General features: G+C 66.2%; 18 protein-coding genes and 1 riboswitch. Of the genes, 8 read left to right on the top strand and 10 right to left on the bottom strand.

All coding sequences use genetic code 11. The features are described 5' to 3' along the window. Positions 1–2: 2 nt before the first annotated feature. From ACV1FX_RS06010 to ACV1FX_RS05990, 5 genes are read right to left on the bottom strand one after another with little or no spacing between them, the layout of a single operon-like run. On the bottom strand, positions 3–632 hold the full coding sequence (locus ACV1FX_RS06010; RefSeq protein WP_473116635.1) for a precorrin-8X methylmutase: 630 nt from the start codon (positions 630–632) through the stop codon (positions 3–5). Continuing rightward, positions 632–1795 (bottom strand): precorrin-3B synthase, encoded by a 1164-nt coding sequence (gene cobG / locus ACV1FX_RS06005; protein ID WP_473116634.1) that lies wholly within the window; start codon positions 1793–1795, stop codon positions 632–634. The genes ACV1FX_RS06010 and cobG overlap by 1 nt, the downstream gene beginning before the upstream one ends. Next, positions 1792–5040, bottom strand: a complete 3249-nt coding sequence (gene cobN, locus ACV1FX_RS06000) for a cobaltochelatase subunit CobN (RefSeq protein ID WP_473116633.1) — start codon at positions 5038–5040, stop codon at positions 1792–1794. Before cobN ends, cobG begins: the two co-directional genes overlap by 4 nt. Continuing rightward, on the bottom strand, positions 5040–6089 hold the full coding sequence (gene cobW, locus ACV1FX_RS05995) for a cobalamin biosynthesis protein CobW (protein ID WP_473116632.1): 1050 nt from the start codon (positions 6087–6089) through the stop codon (positions 5040–5042). Before cobW ends, cobN begins: the two co-directional genes overlap by 1 nt. Beyond that, positions 6086–6460: a DUF1636 family protein gene (locus ACV1FX_RS05990; RefSeq protein WP_473116631.1), complete on the bottom strand. Its 375-nt coding sequence runs from the start codon at positions 6458–6460 to the stop codon at positions 6086–6088. The genes cobW and ACV1FX_RS05990 overlap by 4 nt, the downstream gene beginning before the upstream one ends. 93 nt (positions 6461–6553) lie before the next feature. Continuing rightward, positions 6554–6772: riboswitch (cobalamin riboswitch) on the bottom strand. 40 nt (positions 6773–6812) lie between these two features. On the opposite strand from ACV1FX_RS05990, the gene cobO reads away from it, so the two are divergent. Both cobO and ACV1FX_RS05980 read left to right on the top strand, forming a co-directional pair. After that, a complete protein-coding gene (gene cobO / locus ACV1FX_RS05985) occupies positions 6813–7448 on the top strand; it encodes a cob(I)yrinic acid a,c-diamide adenosyltransferase (protein ID WP_473116630.1) in 636 nt (211 codons plus the stop codon). Between the two features lie 10 nt (positions 7449–7458). Then, a complete protein-coding gene (locus ACV1FX_RS05980; RefSeq protein ID WP_473116629.1) occupies positions 7459–8907 on the top strand; it encodes a cobyric acid synthase in 1449 nt (482 codons plus the stop codon). Here ACV1FX_RS05980 and cobD read toward each other — a convergent pair. Further along, positions 8904–9869 carry a threonine-phosphate decarboxylase CobD gene (cobD, locus tag ACV1FX_RS05975; RefSeq protein ID WP_473116628.1) on the bottom strand — a complete coding sequence of 322 codons (966 nt, stop codon included), beginning with the start codon at positions 9867–9869 and terminating at the stop codon, positions 8904–8906. The two genes, ACV1FX_RS05980 and cobD, sit on opposite strands and share 4 nt — an antisense overlap. A 10-nt stretch (positions 9870–9879) precedes the next feature. Further along, positions 9880–10821 carry an adenosylcobinamide-phosphate synthase CbiB gene (gene cbiB / locus ACV1FX_RS05970; protein WP_473116627.1) on the bottom strand — a complete coding sequence of 314 codons (942 nt, stop codon included), beginning with the start codon at positions 10819–10821 and terminating at the stop codon, positions 9880–9882. A 125-nt stretch (positions 10822–10946) separates the two neighbouring features. Between cbiB and cobU the strand changes: the two genes are divergently transcribed. The 4 genes from cobU (at position 10947) to ACV1FX_RS05950 (ending at position 13766) form a co-directional block, all read left to right on the top strand. Continuing rightward, the gene (gene cobU, locus ACV1FX_RS05965) at positions 10947–11450 is read left to right on the top strand and encodes a bifunctional adenosylcobinamide kinase/adenosylcobinamide-phosphate guanylyltransferase (protein WP_473116626.1); all 504 of its coding nucleotides are present in this window, start codon (positions 10947–10949) and stop codon (positions 11448–11450) included. A 4-nt stretch (positions 11451–11454) separates the two neighbouring features. Then, on the top strand, positions 11455–12234 hold the full coding sequence (gene cobS / locus ACV1FX_RS05960) for an adenosylcobinamide-GDP ribazoletransferase (protein WP_473116625.1): 780 nt from the start codon (positions 11455–11457) through the stop codon (positions 12232–12234). Beyond that, the gene (gene bluB / locus ACV1FX_RS05955; RefSeq protein ID WP_473116624.1) at positions 12234–12866 is read left to right on the top strand and encodes a 5,6-dimethylbenzimidazole synthase; all 633 of its coding nucleotides are present in this window, start codon (positions 12234–12236) and stop codon (positions 12864–12866) included. Before cobS ends, bluB begins: the two co-directional genes overlap by 1 nt. 141 nt (positions 12867–13007) lie before the next feature. Further along, positions 13008–13766 (top strand): SDR family NAD(P)-dependent oxidoreductase, encoded by a 759-nt coding sequence (locus ACV1FX_RS05950; protein WP_473116623.1) that lies wholly within the window; start codon positions 13008–13010, stop codon positions 13764–13766. Between the two features lie 170 nt (positions 13767–13936). Here ACV1FX_RS05950 and ACV1FX_RS05945 read toward each other — a convergent pair whose 3' ends face one another. From ACV1FX_RS05945 to ACV1FX_RS05935, 3 genes are read right to left on the bottom strand one after another with little or no spacing between them, the layout of a single operon-like run. Continuing rightward, positions 13937–14959: an ABC transporter permease gene (locus ACV1FX_RS05945; RefSeq protein WP_473116622.1), complete on the bottom strand. Its 1023-nt coding sequence runs from the start codon at positions 14957–14959 to the stop codon at positions 13937–13939. Between the two features lie 12 nt (positions 14960–14971). Continuing rightward, a complete protein-coding gene (locus ACV1FX_RS05940) occupies positions 14972–16474 on the bottom strand; it encodes a sugar ABC transporter ATP-binding protein (protein ID WP_473116621.1) in 1503 nt (500 codons plus the stop codon). Between the two features lie 28 nt (positions 16475–16502). Next, complete coding sequence (locus tag ACV1FX_RS05935; protein ID WP_473116620.1) at positions 16503–17456, bottom strand: sugar-binding protein; 954 nt, start codon at positions 17454–17456, stop codon at positions 16503–16505. Between the two features lie 584 nt (positions 17457–18040). On the opposite strand from ACV1FX_RS05935, the gene ACV1FX_RS05930 reads away from it, so the two are divergent. Together ACV1FX_RS05930 and ACV1FX_RS05925 are read left to right on the top strand one after the other, a co-directional pair. Continuing rightward, positions 18041–19084 (top strand): ABC transporter substrate-binding protein, encoded by a 1044-nt coding sequence (locus tag ACV1FX_RS05930; protein ID WP_473116619.1) that lies wholly within the window; start codon positions 18041–18043, stop codon positions 19082–19084. Further along, a complete protein-coding gene (locus ACV1FX_RS05925; RefSeq protein ID WP_473116618.1) occupies positions 19081–21831 on the top strand; it encodes a hybrid sensor histidine kinase/response regulator in 2751 nt (916 codons plus the stop codon). The genes ACV1FX_RS05930 and ACV1FX_RS05925 overlap by 4 nt, the downstream gene beginning before the upstream one ends. The last annotated feature ends 92 nt before the right edge of the window (positions 21832–21923 follow it).

Below are 21923 nucleotides of genomic sequence, written 5' to 3'. Positions count from 1 at the left end.
CTCTATTCGCTCCGGCTCGCCAGTGCATTCACGGCGGCAACGGTGATGGCCGATCCGCCAAGTCGTCCTTCGACAGTCAATGCCGGCGCAGGAGGGTTCGCCATCAGCGCCGCCTTGGATTCGGCTGCGCCGACAAAGCCGACCGGGCAGCCGATGATCGCCGCCGGTCGCGGACAGTCTTGGTCCTCCAGCATGTTGAGCAGATGGAACAGCGCGGTCGGCGCGTTGCCGATCGCAACGATCGCTCCTGCAAGATGCGGTCGCCAGAGTTCGAGCGCCGCCGCCGAGCGCGTGTTGCGCATGGACTGCGCCAGCGCGGGCACGGCGGGATCGCCCAGCGCGCAGATCACGGCATTACCGGCCGGCAACCGCGCGCGCGTGATTCCTTCGGACACCATGCGCGCATCGCACAGGATCGGTGCCCCGTTCTCGAGCGCTGCGCGCGCGGCGTGCGCCATGCCTGGCGTAAAGCGAATATGGGCTTCGAGCCCCACCATCCCAGCGGCATGGATCATCCGCACGGCGACCTGCTCCTCATCCGGCGCGAAGCGCGCGAGGTCGGCCTCCGCCCGGATGGTCGCAAAGGATTGCCGATAGATCGCCGCGCCGTCGGTCTCATAGATGTGCGGCATCAGCGCCCTCCCATGAGCACGGAGGGATTCTTGACGATGGCGACGCCGTTCAGTCCGCGCAGCACCGGCATATCGCGCGTCGAGCCGGAGCGAACGAGATCAAATCCATTGCGCGTCGCAACCAGCGTGAGCGTTGCCGGTCCCGAATGCGCGCAGCCCTTGGCGCAACCGGAGACGTGAAGCCGTGCATCCGGCGCGATATGCGGCGCGAGCGCGGCCGCAAGCGCGCGCGTATCGGCATGCGCCTTACGGCAGCGCGGCGCACCACTGCAGGCGATCACGCGCAGCGCCGGGTCGTCGACCTCGGTGATGAGGCCTTCACCAACCGGCATCTCGCGCGCCCCCTCCGCCAAAATCATCCGCCACGGCGTCGTACGCAGCGCCGGCGCGCAGGACGCGAGATAAGCCAGCGCCGAATGCGGCAACTGCCCGAAGGCAACGCCAACCATCGCGCCATGCGGATGAAGGCCGGGACCGGGCGGCTCCGCCACCGCCACCGGCTCGGCGTCGCCGCGCAAGGTGTCAGGCAATATCGCGCCCGAAGCGATATGCGCCGACATGCGCCCTCGCCCACCCGTCGCGCCGGCGGATGTCACGAACCATTCTGCCATCGCGAGCGCGGCGGCCACGGCCTCTTCGCGTGCGACGGACCGGCCAAGTTGTGCACCATCGGCACGCACGATAAGCTCACCGGCGCGGTCGCGCTCGATGCGGATATCCGCGGATGCGCCCGCCAGTACGCGCTCGCGCCCATCATCGATGGCGAAGCCGAACTTGGTCGGAAGATCGAAGGCGCTGCCGGCGAGAGCCTGCTCCAGTTCGCCGGCCAGTAAGCAGGTATCCTCGCCAGCGTTCCAGAATGGCGTCACCAGAACATTGCGCCGCGATTCTGTCTCGGGATCGGAATCCAGCAGGCTCAATTGCGCAAGCCCGTCGAGGAGAGGCAGATGCGCCGCGTCGGTCACGCCCCTTACTTGAAGATTGGCCCGGCTGGTCACGTCGATCAAACCGTTGCCGTAGCGCGCGGCAAGCTCGGCAATGCCGGCTGCCTGTACCGCGGTCAGCCGACCGCCATGCGGGCGCACGCGCACCACGAGTCCGTCGCCCGACAGCATCGGCCGCAGCGCACCCGGACACCAGCCCTTGATCGCGACCGCGCTCATGAGGCCTCCTTCAGCGCTGCCGCAATCGAATTGCGGCGCGTCTTCCAGAGCGAGGCTTCATGCAGGCGGGTGAAGCAGGTTTCCATCGCAGCCAACGCGGCCGGATTTTCCCGCGCCATGAATGCGCGGACATCGTCAGCACCGAGGGTCGCGTCATAATAGAGATCGAACAGATGCGGCGGCACGGCGCCGGCCAGATGGGCGAACGCAGCCATGTGCTCGAGCGTCGCGGTGATTTCTGCCGCCCCACGAAAACCGTGGCGCATCATGCCGGCGATCCAGTCAGGATTGGTGGCGCGGGCGCGAACGACGCGCGAAATCTCTTCCGTCAGCACGCGCGCCTTCGGCCGATCGGGACGCGTCGCGTCAAGATGATAGAGCGATGGCGTGGCTGCTCCGAGCTTTGCTGCCGCAGCCGCAACGCCAGCTTCATGCGCGGCATAGTCGGCGGCGAGCAGCAGGTCCGTCTCCGGCAGATCCTGCACGTGGACGAAGGCGTCAGCGCTGACGAGCCGCGTCTCGATGCCGGCGCGATCGGGCCGCATCTCGCCGTCGGATGACAGCGCCCAGGACGATGCCGACAGCCAGGCCTCGCCGGCTGCCTCACGCGAGTCCTCCGTGAAGACATCCGGTATCGAGGACAGGCCGACGCCATATTGTCCGGGACGCGGCCCGAACACGCGCGAGGCGCGCATGCGATAGGGATTTTCGTCGCCCTCGCCATCGCGCGTGGACAGCGCTTCGCTAGCCGCTTCGAACAATTGCGCGAGACCCGCGAAGACGTCGCGGAACAGGCCCGACACGCGCAGCGTGACGTCGATGCGAGGACGGCCGAGTTCGGCCGGAGCGATGATGTCGTAGCCGATCACGCGTCCTGATGCGTGATCCCAACGCGGCGCGAGGCCGGCGAGGTGCAGCGCCATCGCAAACTCTTCACCGGCGGTGCGCATGGTCGCGGAGCCCCAGAGGTCGACCACGAGTCCCTTCGGCCAGTCGCCATTATCCTGCAAGTGGCGGCGCAACAGTTCTTCCGCAAGCTTGATGCCTTGCGCATGCGCCGATGGCGTCGGCACGGCGCGGGGATCGACGGCAAACAGATTGCGCCCGGTCGGCAGCACGTCCTGGCGCCCGCGATAGGGCGAGCCGGCAGGCCCAGGCGCAACCCGTCGGCCGGACAACGCCGCGATGAGAGCGTCCCTCTCCGCCTCGCCGCAGGTCCCCCGGCCGAACACATGCAGGCCATCGCCGAACTGGCTTTCCTTGAGATCGCAGACGAAGCGGTCGATGCGTGGAATCGCTTCCGCAGGCGCAGCCGAAGCGGCAAGGCCGAGATCGGCGTCGAGGCCGGCAGCGCGTGCCTCGTCGCGGATTTCGGCGATCAGGCGCTGCCGGCGCGCGGGATCAAGGCCGTCAGCGGTCGAATATTCGTCCAGCAGTTGCTCGAGCCGGCGCAAGCCGTCCGGCACCGGGGACTTCGTGAGCTGCGGCGGCAGATGGCCGATCGTCACCGCAGCGATGCGCCGCTTGGCCTGCGCAGCCTCGCCGGGGTCGTTGACGATGAAGGGGTAGATGACAGGCAGATGGCCGATCAGCGCCTCGGGCCAGCAGGACGATGACAGCGCCACGGATTTCCCCGGCAGCCATTCCAGCGTGCCATGCGCGCCCATGTGAACGACAGCGTCGATGCCCTGCTGCCGGAGCCAGAGATAGAACGCGACATAGGCATGGCGCGGCGTACGCGACAGATCGTGATAGTCGGCGTCACGGTGACTGACCTCACCGCGCTCCGGCTGCACCGCGATGATCGCCTTGCCGCTACTGATCGCGGCGAAATGAAATGCGCCGCCGCGACAGCTCGGATCGTCCTCAGGCGTACCCCAGCCCCGCGCAATGTCATCCTGCAAGGCCCGCGGCAAGCGAGAGAGTGCGGCAAGATAGTCGGCGACGCTCCACGTCAATTTCTGCTTGAGCAAGACGTCGCCGAGCGCACTCAACGGCTCGACATCGAAGCCGGCCTCGCCGAGATCAGAGAGCAGCGCTTCGACCGAAGCAAGCGCGTCGAGCCCAACCGCATGGGCGATCTGGTGCGGGCGTCCCGGATAGTTGGAGAGCACGACCGCTGCCCGCTTTTCGCTCGCTGGCTTCTCCGCAAGCCGCTGCCAAGCCGCCACGCGCGCTATGACCGCGGCGATACGCTCATCGTCCGGCCGATGGGCGAGATGCGCGAATTGCAGATCGGGATCGCGTTCGGCCGCCGACTTGAAGCTCACCACGCCCGCAAACACGCGGCCGTCGACCTCCGGCAGCACGACGTGCATCGCGAGATCGCCGGGCGAGAGCCCGCGCAGAGAGTCCGCCCAATCCTCGCGCCTTGCCGTGGAGAGAGCGACCTGGAAAACCGGACACGATGCGGCATCGAACGGCGTCGTGCCGTCGTCCCCAAGCGCGGAGAACGCGGTCGCATTGACGATGGCCGCGGGTGGATGCTGCGCAAACTTCGCCCGCAGCCAATCGGCAACGCCCGGCGCCTTCAATGACGTCACGAACACGCCATGGGCATCGAATCCCTTCTCCCGCAGCGCTGCGATCAGCGCATCGACCGGCGCCGTGTCAGCAGCCGTGAGATAAGAGCGATAGAAGGTCACGAGCGCGCGAGGTTTTTCGCCGGGATCGGGCAGCGCCCCGACAACACCGCGCCCCGGCTCGTAGAAACCGATCTCGGGGACCTCGATCTCGCCAACCACCGGCCCCGCATAGAGGCCCGAGGCCAGCGCAAGCTGCGCGATCGCGGCTTGTGCGGCGACCGGCCCGCCCTTGTCGCAGAGCACTTTCAACCGCCTCAGCGTCGAGACCGGCAAGGTCGAGAATGCATCCAGCCGCTCATCGTCGCGGCCATCCGCCGGCAACACGGCAAGCGCGATGCCGCGGTCCTTCGCCAGTTGCTGAAGGGCCGCGAGCCCATAGGCCCAATAGGACTCGCCGCCGATCAGGCGCACCAGAATGCCGCGCGCGTGCAACAGCGTCCGCTCGATATAGGTATCAACCGACAGCGGATGACGCAGCTCGGCGAGATTGGCGAGCCGCAGCGACGGCAGGCTGGCGCACCCTCGCCGCCAGCCGGCAGCGAACGCGGCGAGATCGGAATCCGAGAACGAGAGCACCACGAGATCGGCCGGGTCCTGACCGATGTCCCTTGGCGTCGCGGTCTCTTCGAGACCACGGCTCTCGCGGAAGACGACGTGCATCAGATATCAAGTCCTGGAATACCAAGTCCCGCCTTGATCGCGGTCTCGTCGATATCGCCATGCTCGCCGATCACGACCAGCTTGGATTGTCGCGGACGCACGCCCCAGGGCTGATCGAACTGGTGCCGCACGCGCTCGCCGACCGATTGCAGCAACAGCCGCATCGGTTTGCCCTTGACCGCAATATAGCCCTTTGCGCGCAGCACGTTCTGCTCGCGCGCCAGCCGCTGCACCGAGGCGATCAGCGCCTCGACATCGATGACCTCGGGCAGATCGATCACGACGGAGTTGAAATCATTGTGCTCGTGCTCGTCCTCGCCGTCATGATGCGAGGGGCGCGCGGCGAGATCGTCTTCGGCCGCAGCTTCCAGGCCGAGGATGACGCGTAAGTCCACCGCGCCGTCGACGACCGGCAGCATCGGCACGGGGCGCGGCATCTCGGCCGCTATCGCCGCTTTGGCGACCTCGAGCCCTGCCGCGCCTGCGAGATCGGCCTTGGTGAGCAGCACGATATCGGCGCAGGCGATCTGGTCCTCGAACACCTCCGACAGCGGCGTCTCATGATCGAGATTCTCATCGGCAGCGCGCTGCGCTTCCACGGCATCCGGATCCGGTGCGAAGCGGCCTGCCGCAACGGCCTCGGCGTCGGCGAGCGCAATCACGCCGTCGACCGTGATGCGCGAGCGGATCTCCGGCCAGTCGAACGCTTTCAGCAGCGGCTTCGGCAGCGCCAGCCCCGATGTCTCGATCAGGATGTGATCGGGCCTCACCCGGCGCGCGAGCAGTTGCTCCATCGCCGGAATGAAGTCGTCGGCCACGGTGCAACAGATGCAGCCGTTGGCGAGCTCGACGATGTTTTCCTCCGGACAATTGGCATCTGCGCAGGATTTCAGGATCTCGCCGTCGACGCCTTGGCTGCCGAACTCGTTGACGAGCACCGCGAGCTTCTTGCCGTTGGCATTGGTGATCAGATGCTGGATCAGCGTCGTCTTGCCTGATCCCAGAAAGCCCGTGACGACCGTGACCGGGACTTTTGCGAGCGTGTTCATTCGGCGGCCTCCGGCACGACGGCAATGGGGGGAATGCGCGCAAGCGATTGCTTGCGGAAGATCTCAGGTCGGCTGCGCCATGGCACGATTCCATCGGGCGCGGCCGCGTAAGCCGAAGCGCCTGCGATCACGTCGTTCGCATTGGCATCCGACAGGCGGCCGTAGACATAGGACCATCGGCCGGGCGCAGTGAGCGCCACCGAGCAGCCCTGGCTGCACGCCGACAAGCATTCGACGGGAACCAGGTTGACGCCCGCGGGCACGCCGGCGTCGAGGATCGCGGCGTGCAGCCGCGCGCCCGGCGTGGTTTCACCTTCGCCGAGCGTCTGGCCAGCGCGGCAGGTGATGCAAACATGAAGTGTGACGGCCATCGCCCCTTCCAGGATATCTGCGGGAGGCGATGAGGCGCACGAACCACGCGAAAGATGGTTCGTTTCCCCGTCGCGGAACACCCCGTCCGCCGGTCCAAAACATTCGCGCTGGCAGGTCTCCCGGCTTGCGGAGCAGGGGTTTATCCCTTCGATCCCCGCCTTCCCGATCCCAGGGGATCAGTGGCTTCGGGCATCTCTCCGGTCACGGTCGCGGGGGCGGCTGCTTTTCGAACACGAATCTTGCCGATTCGAGCCCTATCGCATTCCCTCTTCGCCTGTCGTAGGACAGGAACCAACGCTGGCCCACCATTTGCCCATGGCCGCCACTTGTCAAGCCGAAGGACCACGTCCCATGACGCCTGAATCGGATACCCCAGCGGCGGAGGAAGCCGACGCCCGGCATGCTGCGAAAATGGCGAAAATCAAGGTCGCCCGCGACAAGATCATGGCGACCAAGAGCGGTGAAAAGGGACTGATTATCGTCCACACCGGCGCTGGCAAGGGGAAATCCTCCTCGGCCTTCGGCATGATCGTTCGATGTGTCGCGCACGGCCTGCCCTGCGCGGTCGTCCAGTTCATCAAGGGCGCCTGGGATACTGGCGAGCGGCGGCTGCTCACGGGGCACTTTGGCGACCTCTGCCAGTTCCACGCCATGGGTGAAGGCTTTACCTGGGAGACGCAGGACCGCGCCCGCGACATCGCCGCCGCGCGCGCCGCCTGGGAGAAGGCGAAGGAGCTGATATCGGACGAACGCCTGCGCATGGTCGTGCTCGACGAGATCAACATCGCTCTGCGCTATGACTATCTCGATATCGCCGAGGTCGTCGATTTCCTGAAGACGCAGAAGCCGCCGATGACGCATGTCGTCCTCACCGGACGCAACGCCAAGGACGAGTTGATCGAGATCGCCGATCTCGTCACCGAGATGACGCTGGTGAAACATCCGTTCCGCTCCGGCATCAAGGCGCAAGCCGGCGTCGAGTTCTGAGACTTTTGCGATGGCGCGCGCATTGATGATCCAGGGGGCTGGCTCGGACGTGGGCAAGTCGCTCATCGTCGCGGGGCTCGTGCGCGCCGCAAAGCGCCGCGGCCTGGGCGTCCTCCCCTTCAAGCCGCAGAACATGTCGAACAACGCGGCGGTGACCATCGACGGCGGCGAGATCGGCCGCGCCCAGGCGCTCCAGGCGCTCGCGGCCGGCGTCGAGCCACACACCGACATGAATCCCGTGTTGCTCAAGCCCGAGACCGATGTCGGCGCGCAGATCATCGTGCAGGGCAAGCGCATCGCCACCGCACGCGCGCGCGACTACGCGGCGATGAAACCTTCGCTGATGGACGCGGTACTCGAAAGTTTCGAACGCCTCAAGGCGCGCGCCGATCTCGTCCTGGTCGAAGGCGCCGGCAGCCCGGCCGAGGTCAACCTACGCAAGGCCGACATCGCCAATATGGGCTTTGCCCGCAAGGCCGACGTCCCCGTCGTGCTGGTCGGCGACATCGACCGCGGCGGCGTGATCGCGCAACTCGTCGGCATTAAGACCGTGATTGATCCCGACGATGCCGCGATGATCCAGGGGTTCGTCATCAACAAGTTTCGCGGCGATCCCACGCTGTTCGATGATGGCTACCGGCTGATCCAGGAAAAGACAGCCTGGCGCGGCTTTGGCGTGCTGCCCTGGTTCGCGCGCGCTGGCGAACTGCCGGCCGAGGATGCGTTGGGACTGGGCGACGCGCGAAAGCCCGGCCGTTGCAAGATCGCATTCCTGGCGCTGTCGCGGATTGCCAATTTCGACGATCTCGACCCGCTCAAGCTGGAGCCAAACATTGACCTTGTCATGGTCCGTCCCGGCGAAGCGATCCCGGGCGACGCGCGCCTCGTCATCATCCCCGGCTCGAAATCGACGCGCGGCGATCTCGCCTTCCTGCGCGCGCAAGGCTGGGATATCGATCTCCTCGCGCATTACCGCCGCGGCGGTCATGTGCTCGGCGTGTGCGGCGGCTACCAGATGCTCGGGCACAGCGTGGATGATCCCGAGGGCATCGAGGGGCCGGCCGGAGAGACAGCCGGCCTCGGCCTCCTCGATGTGACGACGGTGATGTCGCCGCAAAAGACGCTCACCCGCGTCACTGCACGCCACGCCGCGAGCAGCGAGCCGATCGACGCCTATGAAATTCACATCGGCCGCACCGATGGGCCGGATCGCGCGCGACCGTTCGCCACGCTCGACGGCGCGCCGGAAGGCGCGATCTCCGGCGACGGACGCGTGCACGGCAGCTATCTGCACGGCCTGTTCACGTCGGACGGTTTTCGCAAGGCCTTCCTCGCGCGGCTCGATATTCCCGCAACCGATCAGCCGTACGGCGCAAGGGTCGAGAGCGCGCTCGACGCGCTCGCCGATCACATCGAGACCCATCTGGACGTCGAAGGTCTGCTCGCGCTGGCGCGCTAGGATGCAAGCGCAGCGACGAGGCGCGCCCATTCCGCCTCGTCGCCCGGCAGGCCCAGGCGCAGCCAGCCCGGCTGTGCGCCAAAGACGCGCGACCAGATATTGCGGCGCGCGAGCCTGTCCTGTGCAGCAAGCGCATCACCGGCATCGTAGAGCCGGAACAGCGGCGTGCCGCCGACCAGCCGCCAGCCCTGCGATGTCGCCGCCGTGTCTAGTCGTACGCAGTCGCGTTCGAGCCGCGATGTCGTCGCCCTCGCCCATTCGCGATCGAGTAGCGCGCGCCGACCGACGGCGATCGCAGCACCCGAAACCGGCCACGGCCCCGCCATCGCCGTGAGCGCCGCAATGTCCGCTTCCGCGCCGAGCGCGAAGCCGAGCCGCAAGCCGGCCAGCCCATAGAACTTGCCGAACGAGCGCAGGATCAACAGGCCGCCCTGCCCCGCCTCTCGCGCGAGCGACAGCTCCGGCAGCGCATCGGCAAAGCTTTCGTCGATCACGAGGCGGCCGACTCGCGGCAGAAGTGCGAGGAGGTCGGCTCCCTCATGGCGCCGACCGTCGGGATTGTTGGGATTGACGACGACGGCAAGATCGGCTCCCGCGAGCGCATCAAGAGCTGAGACCTCGGCAACGTCCCAGCCCGCGCCGGACAACACCCCACCATACTCATTGTAAGTCGGCGCCAGAATGCGCGCGCGGCCCTTGCACGAAAGATTCGGCAGACACTGGATCGCGGCCTGCGCGCCGGCCATGGCGAGCAGCGGCGCCTGCGTTGCATAGGCCTGCCGCGCAGCCTCATGCAGCGCTTCAATCTCGGACCGCGACGGCAACGCAGTCCATGCGTGCTGTTCGATCTCGCCGACCGGATAAGACTGCCGGTTGATGCCGGTCGACAGATCGATCCAGTCCTCGATGCGTCCGCCGAACCGCCGCACCGCTGCATCGAGATTGCCACCATGCTCGCGCATCGCCGCCCCCTTAGACCAGCGCCAACGCTATGAGCAAGCCGCCGAGCAGCAGCATCGCGCGAATATAGAGCCGCAATCCCCGGTCGATATCGGCGGCGAGCGGATCGCGCGCGCCCGCGTTCAGCCAGGGCTCGTCGGTCACGGCCCCATGATAGCTGCGCGGCCCGCTCAGACGCACGCCGAGCGCACCGGCCATTGCCGCTTCCGGCCAGCCGGCATTCGGCGAACGATGACGATTTGCATCCCGCAACATGCAGGACAAGGCCCCTGAGGGGCGCGCTGTCACCAGCGCGAACAACAGGGCCGTCAGCCGCGCCGGGATGAAATTGGCGACATCGTCGATGCGCGCAGCCGCCCAGCCGAACCAGAGATGACGCTCGGAGCGATGGCCGATCATGGAATCCAGCGTGTTGATTGCCTTGTAGCCGAAGATGCCGGGCAGGCCGAGCAGCACGCCCCAAAACAGCGGCGCCACGATGCCGTCGGATGCATTCTCTGCAAGACTCTCGAGCGCCGCGCGCGAAATGCCGGCCTCGTCGAGCGAGGCGGGATCGCGGCCGACAATCTCTGCGACCGCAAGCCGCGCCGCGTCGATATCGCCCGACTGCAAAGGTTGCGCGACGGCAGCGACATGATCGTGGAGCGACCGGAGCGCAACCAGCGGCCAGGCCAACACGCCGAGCAAGACGGCATGGCTCCATCCGGGAACAAGCCAGCTCTGCACCAGCCAGCCGATGCCGGCGCACAGCGCGATCACCAGGAGCGCCGCGGCAATGCCGGCCATGCGCCGCGCCGCAGGTGCATCCGCCGGTCTGTTCCAGTTGCGATCGAGCACAGCAATCAGCCTGCCGATCCAGGTCACGGGATGGCCGATGCGCGCAAACAACGCGGCGGGCCATCCCCAGATGGCGTCCACCGTCATCGCTACCGCCATCGCGCCGGCAAAGCCCACGTCACATCTCCTTCTCGCCTGCCCTGATGCGCAAGAATTGGGGCATCGCGCAAGCCCCTGCCCGCCGATTTCGGCTTTGTCTTTGCACCCGTTTGGTGGTTAGTGCGGATCAGAACGGAGGTTTCATGGCGGTTGTCCTGATCACGGGAGGCGCGAGGTCCGGAAAAAGCCGGCGCGCGGAGGCGCGCGTCCGCAGCTTTCCAGGCCGGCCCGTCTACATCGCGACCGCGGAGGCGCTCGATGCGGAGATGGCCGAGCGGATCGCACGCCACCGCGCCCGCCGCGGCGATGACTGGATCGAGCGCGAGACGCCGCTCGATCTCGTGGCGGCGCTCGATGCGACCGACGGCGGCGGCGCGCGCCTCATCGACTGCCTGACGCTGTGGCTTTCCAACCTGCTCCATGCCGGGAGCGACTGGTCGAACGAGGCCTCGTTGCTCGCCGCCGCGCTTCGCAGGCAGCAGAGCCCGGTGATCCTCGTGACCAACGAAGTCGGCCTCGGCATCGTGCCGGACAACGCGCTGGCGCGCCGTTTTCGTGATGCGGCCGGCCTGCTGAATCAAGCCGTCGCCGAAGTCGCGGACGAGGTCGAGCTCGTGGTCTCTGGGCTGCCGATGAAGGTCAAGTGAGGCCATGACCGACCGCAAGAAGCTCAACGCGATCGTCACCGATCTACGGATCGGCCTGTCGCTCGCCACCGTCCTGCCGCTGGGTCCGTCGACGCCGGTCGGCGACGGCGACATTGCACGTGCTGGCTGGACGCTGCCGATCGCGGGCCTGCTGATCGGTCTTCTCAGTGCCGCCGTGTACGCGAGCGCTCACGCGCTCGGCGTGACACCCGGTCCCGCCGCGATGCTGGCGCTTGCGAGCACGATCATCATCACCGGCGCGCTGCACGAGGACGGCCTTGCCGACGCAGCCGACGGCCTTGGTGGCGGCACGCGTGCGCGAAAACTCGAGATCATGCGCGACAGCCGGATCGGCAGTTTCGGCGTCTGCGCGCTCATCGTTTCGCTGGGCCTGCGCTGGAGCGCGCTCGCAGCCATCGCCGCGCCGCGCTCGGTCCTGATCGCGCTTCCGATTGCGCATGTGGCGGCGCGCGCAGGCCTGCCACTGTTCATGGCGCTGGTGCCGCCGGCGCGGACCGATGGATTGTCCGCCGGTGCCGGCCGGCCGGCAGGGCCGAATGCCGCCATCGCGCTCGGCCTTGGTGCCATCGTGCTCGCGATCGGCTTTGGGCCGGGCAAGGCAATCCTTGCCGTGATCCTGCTCGCCTTTCTCGGACTGCTCATCGCCTGGCTCGCGATCAGGCAGCTCGGCGGGCAGACGGGTGATATACTCGGTGCTTACGAGCAAGTCGCCGAGATCGCCATCCTGCTGATGGCCGCCTCGCTGTTTCATGCGGCCTCCTGATGGTGTCGTTCGACGACGATTTCCGCCGGCAATTGCGCGAGCTCTTCATCTGGCGGCGCGACGTGCGGCGCTTCCGGACCGATCCGCTGCCCGAAGGCACGCTGGAGCGGCTGATCGACACCGCGTGCCTGTCGCCATCGGTCGGGCTCAGCCAGCCCTGGCGCTTCGTGGTCGTCGAGGATCCGGCGCGTCGCAGCGCCATCATCGACGATTTCAAGCTCTGCAACGCCGATGCGCTCAGGGCCTATTCCGGCGAGCGCGCCGCACGCTATGCGACGCTCAAGCTCGCCGGCCTCGAAGAGGCGCCGGGGCACCTGGCGGTGTTCGCGGAAAAGGCGTGCGAGACCGGGCACGGCCTCGGCCGCGCAACGATGCCGGAGACGCTCGACTATTCCGTCGTCGCGGCCATCGTTTCGGCCTGGCTCGCCGCGCGCGCGGACGGCATCGGCATCGGCTGGGTGTCGATCCTCAACCCGCTCCGCGTTCGCGAGATCCTCGACCTGCCCCAGAGCTGGAAATTCATCGGCTATCTCTGCATCGGCTATCCCGAGGCCGAGCTCGATCGTCCCGAGCTCGAGCACGCCGACTGGGAACATCGTCGGCCGTCGGCGGACGTCACGATCCGCCGCTGAGCCATTCCTCGCACGCACAACTGAGGTGCGCACCTCAAAAGTCCTCACCTTTCGCTGTACACGCGACGACCGCCATCGTTATGTTCGCGACGAATCGTCAGTGCGCGCAGCGCCATTCGCAGATCGAGCCGGGAGAACATCATGGCCGCCCTTTATCCGGATCTTGCAGGCAAGGTCGTTCTCGTCAGCGGCGGCGCATCCGGCATCGGCGAAGCCATCGTGCGGCGCTTCGCGCAGCAAAAGTCTGTCGTCGTGTTTTTCGACATCAAGGCGGATGACGGCGCGCGGCTGGCCCGCGAGCTTGCGGACCAGGGCCTCGCCGCGCATTTCTGGCACGTCGACCTCACCGACATCGCGGCACTGCGCGCCGGCGTCGCCGAGGCCCGTAAGGCCCACGGCCCGATCAACGTTCTCGTCAACAATGCCGCGCATGACGAGCGACATCCGACCGAGGAGGTGACGCCGGAATATTGGGACGACCGCATCGCCGTGAATCTGAAGCATCAGTTCTTCGCGGCGCAGGCGGTCTTGCCGGACATGAAGGCTGCCAACGCCGGCGCCATCATCAATTTCGGCTCCGTCTCCTGGATGGCGGGACAAGGCGGCATGGCCGCCTACACCGCCAGCAAGTCCGGCGTGATCGGCCTCACCCGCTCGCTGGCGCGCGACTACGGTCCCTACAACATCCGCGTCAATGCGATCGCGCCCGGCTGGATCATGACCGAGCGCCAGGTCACGAAATGGCTGACGCCGGCAGGCGTGGAAGAACTGATGCAGCGCCAGTGCCTGAAGCGCAAGCTGATGCCGGACGAGATCGCGAAAGTCACGCTGTTCCTTGCCTCCGACGAGGCTTCAGCCTGCACGGCGCAGCACTACGTCGTGGATGGCGGCTGGGTCTGACGCGACCTTGCCGCCCTACGCTCGCTGATCTCTAGGCAGGCTGCCTCCATGCCGTCATTGCGAGCGCAGCCAAGCAATCCAGGCTGTCGCAGCGGCGCGATTCTGGATTGCTCGGCTTCGCTCGCAACGACAAGCCCGACGACACAGTTGCGCACTGCAGCCTGGCAAAGTTACTCCGCGTTCGCCCGCTCCAGCGGCGCTGCTGCAACGTTCGCCTGCGGCCGCGCCTTGGCCGTCGTCGCGCGGCGGCGCTGCACGAGATACTGGTCGCCGAGCACGCCGATCAGGATCACCGTGCCCATGACGGCGAAATTCAGCGAACTCGGAATGCCCAGCAGGTTGACGAGATTCTGCAGCACCTGGAGCAGAACGGTGCCGAGCACGACGCCGATGATGGAGCCCTCGCCGCCACGCAAGGAGCAGCCGCCGAGCACGGCGGCGGCAATCGCGTAGAGCTCGTAGAAGGAGCCGTGCACCGCCGGCGAGATCGAGCGGGTATACATCGCGATCAGGATCGCGGCGAACGCGGTCAGCCCGCCGCAGATGATGTAGGCGGAAATCACGACGCGATCGGAACGGATGCCCGAATAGCGCGCCGCCTCCTCGTTCTTGCCGACGGCGTAAAGATAGCGGCCGAACACGGAGCGGTGCAGCAGCACCCAGGCGACCGCAGCGACGATGAAGAGCGCGACCACGCTGTGCGGCAATGGAAAGCCGAGCACATTGGTGCGGCCTGCGGTCAGCCATTCCAGCGTCGGAAAGCTCGCGCCGAAGCCGAAGCCGGCAGTCGCATCCTCGGTGTAGTAGCGCGCGGCGCCGCGATAGATCAGGAGTCCGCACAGCGTCACCACGAAAGGCTGGATGCGCATCCGTGTGACGAGCGTGCCATGCACGAGGCCGATCGCGAGTCCGCCGGCGATGATCGCGGCAAAGGCGAGCATCCAGTTGACGTCGTGATTGACGATGAGATCGATGAAGAGCACGCCCAACAGCGCGATGACCGAGCCGACCGACAGCTCAATGCCGCCGATGATGATGACGAAGGCTTCCGCGATCGAGAAGATGCCGAACATCCCGACCTGGTTGGCGGTGTTGGAGAGATTGCCGACCAGGAGAAAGCGCGGGTTGATGAAGGTGACGACCGCGCCGACTATGAGAATCAGGACCAAAAGGCTCAGATCTTTCTTGTTCAAGGTCCCCTCGCCTCAGATTGTGTGGCCGACGGCCAGTTGCAGCACATTGTGCTCGCTGAACTGGCTGCGATCAAGGAAACCCGAGATCGCCCCCTCATGCATCACGGCGATGCGGTCGCTCACCCCGATCACCTCCTCCATGTCGCTGGAGATCATCAGGACCGCGACGCCCGCATCGGTCAGGCGGCGCAACATGTCGTAGATTTCCTGCTTGGCGCCGACGTCGATGCCGCGCGTCGGCTCGTCGAAGATCAGGACTTTCGGCCGCATCGACAGCCATTTGGCGAGCACGACCTTCTGCTGGTTGCCGCCGGACAGTGAGCCTACGGCGGTTTCGACATCAGGCGCGCGGATCTTGAGGCGCTCGCGCTGACGGCGGGCATTCTCGGTCTCGCGCGCGGTGTTCACGAGCCAGAGCCGCAGATACGAGGACAGGTCCGGCAGAGAGATGTTCTCGGCGATCGAGACGTCAAGCAGGAGGCCGGAACTCTTGCGGTCCTCCGGGACCAGATAAATGCCATGCTCGATCGCGGCGCGCGGGCTGGCAATCCGAATTGGCGCGCCGTCCAGCCTGATCGCGCCGCTGCGCAAAGGATCGACGCCGAAAATGGCCCGCGCGAGTTCCGTGCGCCCAGACCCGACCAGACCTGCAAGGCCCAAAATCTCGCCACGGCGCACCGACAGGCTGACGGCGCGCTCCGGATAGGTGTCGGTGACGGCATCGACGATGTCGAGCACCGCCTCGCCGGGAGGAGCTGCCGGCGGAACGTAGAGCGATTTGAGGTCGCGGCCGATCATCAGGCGGATCATCGCTGCAGGCGATAGCTCTGCGCGGGTCAGCGCGCCCACCATTCGCCCGTCGCGCAGCACCACCGCACGATCGGCACATTGCATCACCTCGTTGAGGCGGTGCGTGATGAAGATGATGCTGACGCCGCCGGCCTTGAGGCCTGCGATGACCCGCATCAGGCGGTCCGTCTCGGTCAAGGTCAGGCTCGAGGTCGGCTCGTCCATGATGACGAGGCGCGCTTCGAGCGAAAGCGCCTTCATGATCTCGACGAGTTGCCGCTGGGCAAGCGACAAATCGACAAGGGGCGCGTCGGGTTCGAAATCGGCGCCAAGGCGTTCCAGCAATGGCCGCACCTTGGCATAGAGCGCCTTGCGATCGATCAGCTTGAGCGGTCCGCCATGCACCGGCTCGCGCCCGATGAAGACGTTGCCCGCGACGTCGAGATTGTCGAAAAGGTTGAGCTCCTGATGAACGAAGGCGATGCCGGCCTGGATCGCCTCCGCCACCGTGAGCGAGCCCCGCTCGACGCCGTCCACCCGGAGGAGGCCGCCACTCGGCTCGACGACACCGCCGAGCACGCGCATCAGCGTCGACTTGCCGGCACCGTTCTCGCCGATCAGCGCGATCACCTCGCCAGGCGCGACCTTGAGGTCGACGTGGTCGAGGGCGACCACGCCGGGATAGGTCTTGCTGATGTCGACCAGTTCGAGGAACGGCTCAGGCATGGGCGGCTGCGAGCAGCGCTGACACCCCCTACTTCTTGAGCATCGCTTTCATCGAGGCCATGAAGTCGTCGACATTCGACTTGTCGATGACCTTGCCAGGAACGATGATGATGCCGTTCGCAGGGATACCCGACTTGTCGCCACCGATGTAGGCGGCCATCAGCTTCATGCCCTGATAGCCCCACTCGAACGGCTGCTGCACCACGGTACCGGCGATGCTGCCTTCCTTGACGCCGCCGAGCGTGATCGGATCCTCGTCGAAGCCGATGATCTGGATCTTGTTGAGCTTGCCGGCCTCTTTCAGCACCTCGTAGATGCGCGGCGTGTTGTAGGAGTAGAAGCCGACCAGGCAGCTCACGTCGGGCATGGCGGCGAGGATATCCTCGACATTGCGCTTGGCGCGGGTCTGGTCGATCTCGTCGCCGCGGACGTCCACCAGCTCGACCTTAGAGCCCTTGATCGTCTCCTTCACGCCCTCGATGCGCTCGCGGGCATTGTCGGCACCGGGCAGACCGACGAAGCCGACGCACTTGCCGCCGTTCGGCAGCGCCTTCAACATCATCTTGCCGGCTTCCTTGCCGAGATCGGTATTGGACGAGCCGATATAGGCGACGCGCTTCGAGGCCGGCGCATCGCTGTCGGTGGTGAACAGCACGGTCTGCGAGGCGACCTTGTTCAATTGCTCGGTCTGGTTCTTCGGATCGACCGCGCTGACCATGATGCCGGCCGCACCTGCCGCGACGAGGTCATCCATCACGCGCTGCTGCACGGCGGCCGCGGCCTGTTCCGGATATTTGAATTGAAGGTCGAAATTGGGCAATTCGCCCTGCGCCTTCTTCACGCCGGCTTCGGCGATCTTCCAGAAGTCCGACGCGCCATTGACGACGAAGGCCAGAACCTTCTTGTCCGCCGCGTTGGCCGAGCCGAGACCCAACGCGACCGCGAACGCAACGGATACACCAGCAACCAAGAGACGCTTCATTCATCCCTCCCTTTTAAGCGGTCGACCGTCGATCGCGGCCAACTCTTCATGTCATTTGCGCAATCGCCCGTTTCTCCCCGCCACTGGGCCAACCAAGCCCCGCTCCGGATCAACGGAGATCGCGGCGCCGTCGGCTTCAGCCTGCAAGGAAGAGAAATGAGGCACGCACCTCAAATGTACCAGAGTCCCTCGGGGCGTGCAACCAAGGGCACATTCGCTTCGGTCGGACAGGCAAGTCAGCCGGCGCCCCGTGACCTACGATTTCTACTTTGCATGGGGTTGATTTCGAGAAATGAACATCCCTTGCGGCCGCAAGGGCCGATCCCCCGACGCCGGGGGCAATTCGCGCCACCCAAAATATTCATTATTGAGAGAATTCTGAATTAACGAATATATCCCCATCGCGCGAGTCTGAAAGGCTGTCGGCCCGAATGCCGGCTCGCAAAGAACCTCCCGCCGGGCTCTGAACTCTCACGCCTGATAGCTGCGAACGAACATTCACAGGCGCAGTCCTCGCCATTTGTTATCATAGCTCTTTCGCGCTATTCACAGCGGCTGGAACAGGCCATCGTGCAACCCATCTCATGACCGGGCAGCCCGCGCGTCCCTTCGCCCCGGTGGCGGTCGACCGCCGAAACTTCATTCGCCTCGCCGGTGCATCGGCCGCGGGATGGCTTGCGCTCGGCGCATCGCCGGACCGGGTCCGTGTCGTCGCCTCGCTGATCGGATTGCCGCTCGGCGATCCCCTGACGAACCGGAGCACGCCGGAGAGCGCAGCCTCGCGACTGAGCGCCCTGATCCAGGGCATGACCGAGCGTGGATGGGTGGAAGGTGTCAATGTCCGCTACGAGATCCGTTCGAGCTTCGGCGGCCCGGCTCAGCAGGAAGCTGCGATCCGGGAAATCCTCGCACTCAAGCCGGACGTGATCCTGACCTCGTCGACGATCGAGACCGAAGCCCTGACGGCGGCCACCAAGACCATCCCGATCGTGTTCGCCACCGCCAACGATCCCGTCGGCAACGGCTTCGTCGAGAGCCTTGCGCGCCCCGGCGGCAACGTCACCGGCTTCACCAACGGCACTGCCGAAATGGGCAGCAAATGGCTTCAGCTGCTGCGGGAAGCAGCCCCCGCCATCGAGCGCATCGGCATCCTCTTCAATCCGGCGACCACACCGCGCGCCGGGCGCTTCTTCCTCGACGCGATCGAATCCGAAGCCGCGACCATGGGCGTGACCGTCACGCCTTTGCCGGTTAACGACGCCACCGGAATCGATTGGGCCATCCGCGGCCTTGCGGGCGCCCCCGCGGGCGGGATGATCGCGCTCGTCGACAGCTTCCTCGTCATCAACCGGCGCGCCATCGTCGCCGCCGCCGCGCAGCACCGCGTACCGGCGATCTATCCCTTTCACTATTTCATCGACGTCGGCGGACTGATGAGTTACGGCGCTTCGCTCGAGGTGCGCTCGGCCGACTATGTCGATCTCATCCTGCGCGGGACCAGGGCGGGCGACCTGCCGGTCCAGTCGCCGCGAAAATACGAGCTTCTGATCAACCGCAAGGCTGCCGACGCCCTTGGGCTGAAGCTGCCGCCCACGCTGCTGGCGCGCGCCGACGAGATCCGCGAGTGAACGAGCCGGCCAGCCAGGACACCTTGCGCGCGCCTCCGAGCCGGCTGTTCCGCAAATATCTCTACTCGTTCGTCGCGCTCGCCTTCGCGGCGCTCGCCGTCAACACCGCACTCGAGGTCTGGTTCTCTTACAGCGAGCAGAAGCAGCTCCTTGCGGCGACCCAGCGCGAACAGGCCGCCTCGGCAGCGGTCCAGATCGGCCAGTTCATCGGTCAGATCGAAAGCCAGCTCAAATGGGTGTCGCGCCTGCCGCCGGATCTGTCGGCGCAGGAGGACGAGCGGCTGAACGCCATCCGCCTCTTGCGCCTCTCGCCCGCCATCGCCGAGATCGCAACGCTCGATGCCCGCGGACACGAGCAGGTTCGCGTGTCGCGCCGTCTCGCCGACAAGGTGGGCAGCCAGACCGATCTTGCGGCCTCGCCTGCCTTTCTCGGCGCCAGGGCGAGCGGCATCTATTACGGACCGGTCTACTTCTTCGGCGATACCGAGCCGTTCATGACGCTTGCGGTTCTCGGCGGCGGCAACGATCCTCAAGTCACCGTCGCCGAGGTCAATCTGCGCTTCATCTGGGACCTCGTCGCCAGGATCAAGGTCGGCAGCACCGGCAAGGCGTATGTCGTCGATCGCAAGGGACAGCTGATCGCACATCCGGACCTTTGGCCTGCCCTGCGCCACACCGATCTTTCCGATCGTCCCGACGTCCAGGCGGCACTCGCCGGCGTCGCGCCCGCGGCGGGCGGATTCATCAGGGAAGACCTGTCGCAGCGACGCGTGTTGTCGACCTACGCAACGGTCCCTCCGCTCGGCTGGCTCGTCTTCGTGGAGCTGCCGATCAGCGAAGCCTATGCGCCGATTTACGCCTCCATCGGGCGCTCGACGTTCCTTTTGGTCGCCATGCTCGCCTTCGCCGTCCTGGCAGCGTTCCTGCTCAGCCGGCGCATGACCGTGCCCATCCAGATGCTCACGCAGGGCGCAAAGCGGATCGGCAGCGGCGATCTCTCCTTACGGCTCGCCATCAAGACCAATGACGAGCTCGAGGCGCTTGGCGACCAGTTCAACGTCATGGCCGCGCATCTGCGAGATTCCTACGCGACGCTGGAGCGCAAGGTTGCCGAACGCACGGCCGAGCTTGAAAAGGCCCGCGATCATGCGCTGGCCGAGCACGATGCCGCCGAGCGCGCGCGCAGCGCCGCCGTGCAGGCCAACGAGACCAAGTCGCGCTTCCTGGCCATCGTCAGCCATGAGCTTCGCACACCGCTCAACGGCGTCATGGGCGTGTTGCAACTGCTCGACGACGGCGGGCTGAACGAGGCGCAACGGCGGCACCTCGCGACCGCGGCCGCATCCGGTGAAACCCTGATCGCATTGGTCGACGCGATCCTGGAATATGCGCGGCTGGAAGCGAGCACGGAAGCACTGGAGACCCGCGATTTCCGCCTCGACCAGCTCATCCAGACGGCCGCAGAGCTGATGCGCCCGCAGGCGCTGGCGAAGGGGCTGGCGTTCGACCTGTCGTGCGATGCGAGCCTCAATGCGCATGTGCGTGGCGATCCGGTGCGGCTCAATCGCGTGCTCCTCAATCTCATCGGCAACGCCGTCAAGTTCACCGCGAAGGGCAGCATCACGCTCAAGGCCGCGCTCGCGCCGCAGCAGGATGCCTCGCTGCTCCGCGTCGCCATCGCCGATACCGGCATCGGCATCGCGTCCGACATGCACGAGCGGATCTTCGAGGATTTCGTGCAGGCCGACGACAGCATTGCGCGACGCTTCGGCGGCACCGGGCTGGGACTTGCGATTGCCCGCCGACTGACGCGGCTGATGGGCGGGGACGTAACGGTGGAGAGCGCGCCGGGCTCCGGGAGTGTGTTCCACCTCGCAGTCCCGCTCGGACCTGCCGGGATAGAGGCCTCCCAGGCTGCGCCAAGCGCGCCGTCGCGGCCGCTTCGCGTGCTGCTGGTCGACGACGATCCCGTCAATTGCGAGATCGGCGAGGCCATGCTCAGCAGGCTCGGGCATCACGCCGTGACCGCGCGAGACGGCGCATCGGCCATCGAGCGAGCCCGTAGCGCAACGTTCGACGTCATCCTGATGGACCTGCACATGCCCGACATGGACGGCGTCGAGGCTGCGGCACGCATCCGCCAGCTTCGATTGCAGCAGGCACCGCGGATCATTGCGGTGACCGCGGACGTCTCGGGCGGCGCCCGCGAGCGCCTCGCCGGCGCCGGGATCCGCAAGATGCTGGGCAAGCCGATCCTGATCAAGAACCTGCGCGATGCGCTCGACGACGATCCGCAAGAAGGATCGGAGACAGCCCGACTGGCTACAGGCATGCTGATCGACGAGCGCTTCCTGAGCGATCAGAGGGACCTACTGGGCGCGCGGCAGATTTCCAAGCTCTGCGAGCTCCTCGAAGAGACCAGTGAGACGCTCGTCGCGGACATCACAAGAGCCGCAGCCACGGATGATCGCGTGCACCTTGCGAAATGCGCGCATCGGCTCGGCAGTGCCGCCAGCGCGCTCGGTCTCGTCCGCCTGTTCGAAGCCTGCAACGTGATCGAGCTCGCGGCCGCATCGATGTCGATCGCGGAGTGCCGGACCGCTGCACGCGAGCTGGACATGCTCCGGCAGGCATCCCTGCATGCGCTGGCCGGCCTGATCCGCGACGAAGAGAAGCCCGCGCCTGCACCGGAATGCCGCCCGTCCGCAAAAAAGAGGCCCGCCAACCAGGGCGGGCAGGATTTTTAAGGGAGGAAGCGCCCTGACAAGGGAGCGCTATGCAATCTCAGCGATTCGATTGGAAACGGTAAGATCGTATAACTACTGTCATCTGCGTCTGC

The sequence above is a fragment of the Bradyrhizobium ingae genome, assembly GCF_055791185.1.
Note: the sequence above shows the minus strand (reverse complement) of the source record. Positions and strands in the feature narration are given on the sequence as shown.

What these genes read in the sequence shown, in the direction of transcription:
- ACV1FX_RS06010 (WP_473116635.1), bottom strand. Translation starts at nt 632, where the DNA reads ATGCCGCACATCTATGAGACCGACGGCGCGGCGATCTATCGGCAATCC.
- cobG (WP_473116634.1), bottom strand. Translation starts at nt 1,795, where the DNA reads ATGAGCGCGGTCGCGATCAAGGGCTGGTGTCCGGGTGCGCTGCGGCCG.
- cobN (WP_473116633.1), bottom strand. Translation starts at nt 5,040, where the DNA reads ATGCACGTCGTCTTCCGCGAGAGCCGTGGTCTCGAAGAGACCGCGACG.
- cobW (WP_473116632.1), bottom strand. Translation starts at nt 6,089, where the DNA reads ATGAACACGCTCGCAAAAGTCCCGGTCACGGTCGTCACGGGCTTTCTG.
- ACV1FX_RS05990 (WP_473116631.1), bottom strand. Translation starts at nt 6,460, where the DNA reads ATGGCCGTCACACTTCATGTTTGCATCACCTGCCGCGCTGGCCAGACG.
- cobO (WP_473116630.1), top strand. Translation starts at nt 6,813, where the DNA reads ATGACGCCTGAATCGGATACCCCAGCGGCGGAGGAAGCCGACGCCCGG.
- ACV1FX_RS05980 (WP_473116629.1), top strand. Translation starts at nt 7,459, where the DNA reads ATGGCGCGCGCATTGATGATCCAGGGGGCTGGCTCGGACGTGGGCAAG.
- cobD (WP_473116628.1), bottom strand. Translation starts at nt 9,869, where the DNA reads ATGCGCGAGCATGGTGGCAATCTCGATGCAGCGGTGCGGCGGTTCGGC.
- cobU (WP_473116626.1), top strand. Translation starts at nt 10,947, where the DNA reads ATGGCGGTTGTCCTGATCACGGGAGGCGCGAGGTCCGGAAAAAGCCGG.
- cobS (WP_473116625.1), top strand. Translation starts at nt 11,455, where the DNA reads ATGACCGACCGCAAGAAGCTCAACGCGATCGTCACCGATCTACGGATC.
- bluB (WP_473116624.1), top strand. Translation starts at nt 12,234, where the DNA reads ATGGTGTCGTTCGACGACGATTTCCGCCGGCAATTGCGCGAGCTCTTC.
- ACV1FX_RS05950 (WP_473116623.1), top strand. Translation starts at nt 13,008, where the DNA reads ATGGCCGCCCTTTATCCGGATCTTGCAGGCAAGGTCGTTCTCGTCAGC.
- ACV1FX_RS05940 (WP_473116621.1), bottom strand. Translation starts at nt 16,474, where the DNA reads ATGCCTGAGCCGTTCCTCGAACTGGTCGACATCAGCAAGACCTATCCC.
- ACV1FX_RS05935 (WP_473116620.1), bottom strand. Translation starts at nt 17,456, where the DNA reads ATGAAGCGTCTCTTGGTTGCTGGTGTATCCGTTGCGTTCGCGGTCGCG.
- ACV1FX_RS05930 (WP_473116619.1), top strand. Translation starts at nt 18,041, where the DNA reads ATGACCGGGCAGCCCGCGCGTCCCTTCGCCCCGGTGGCGGTCGACCGC.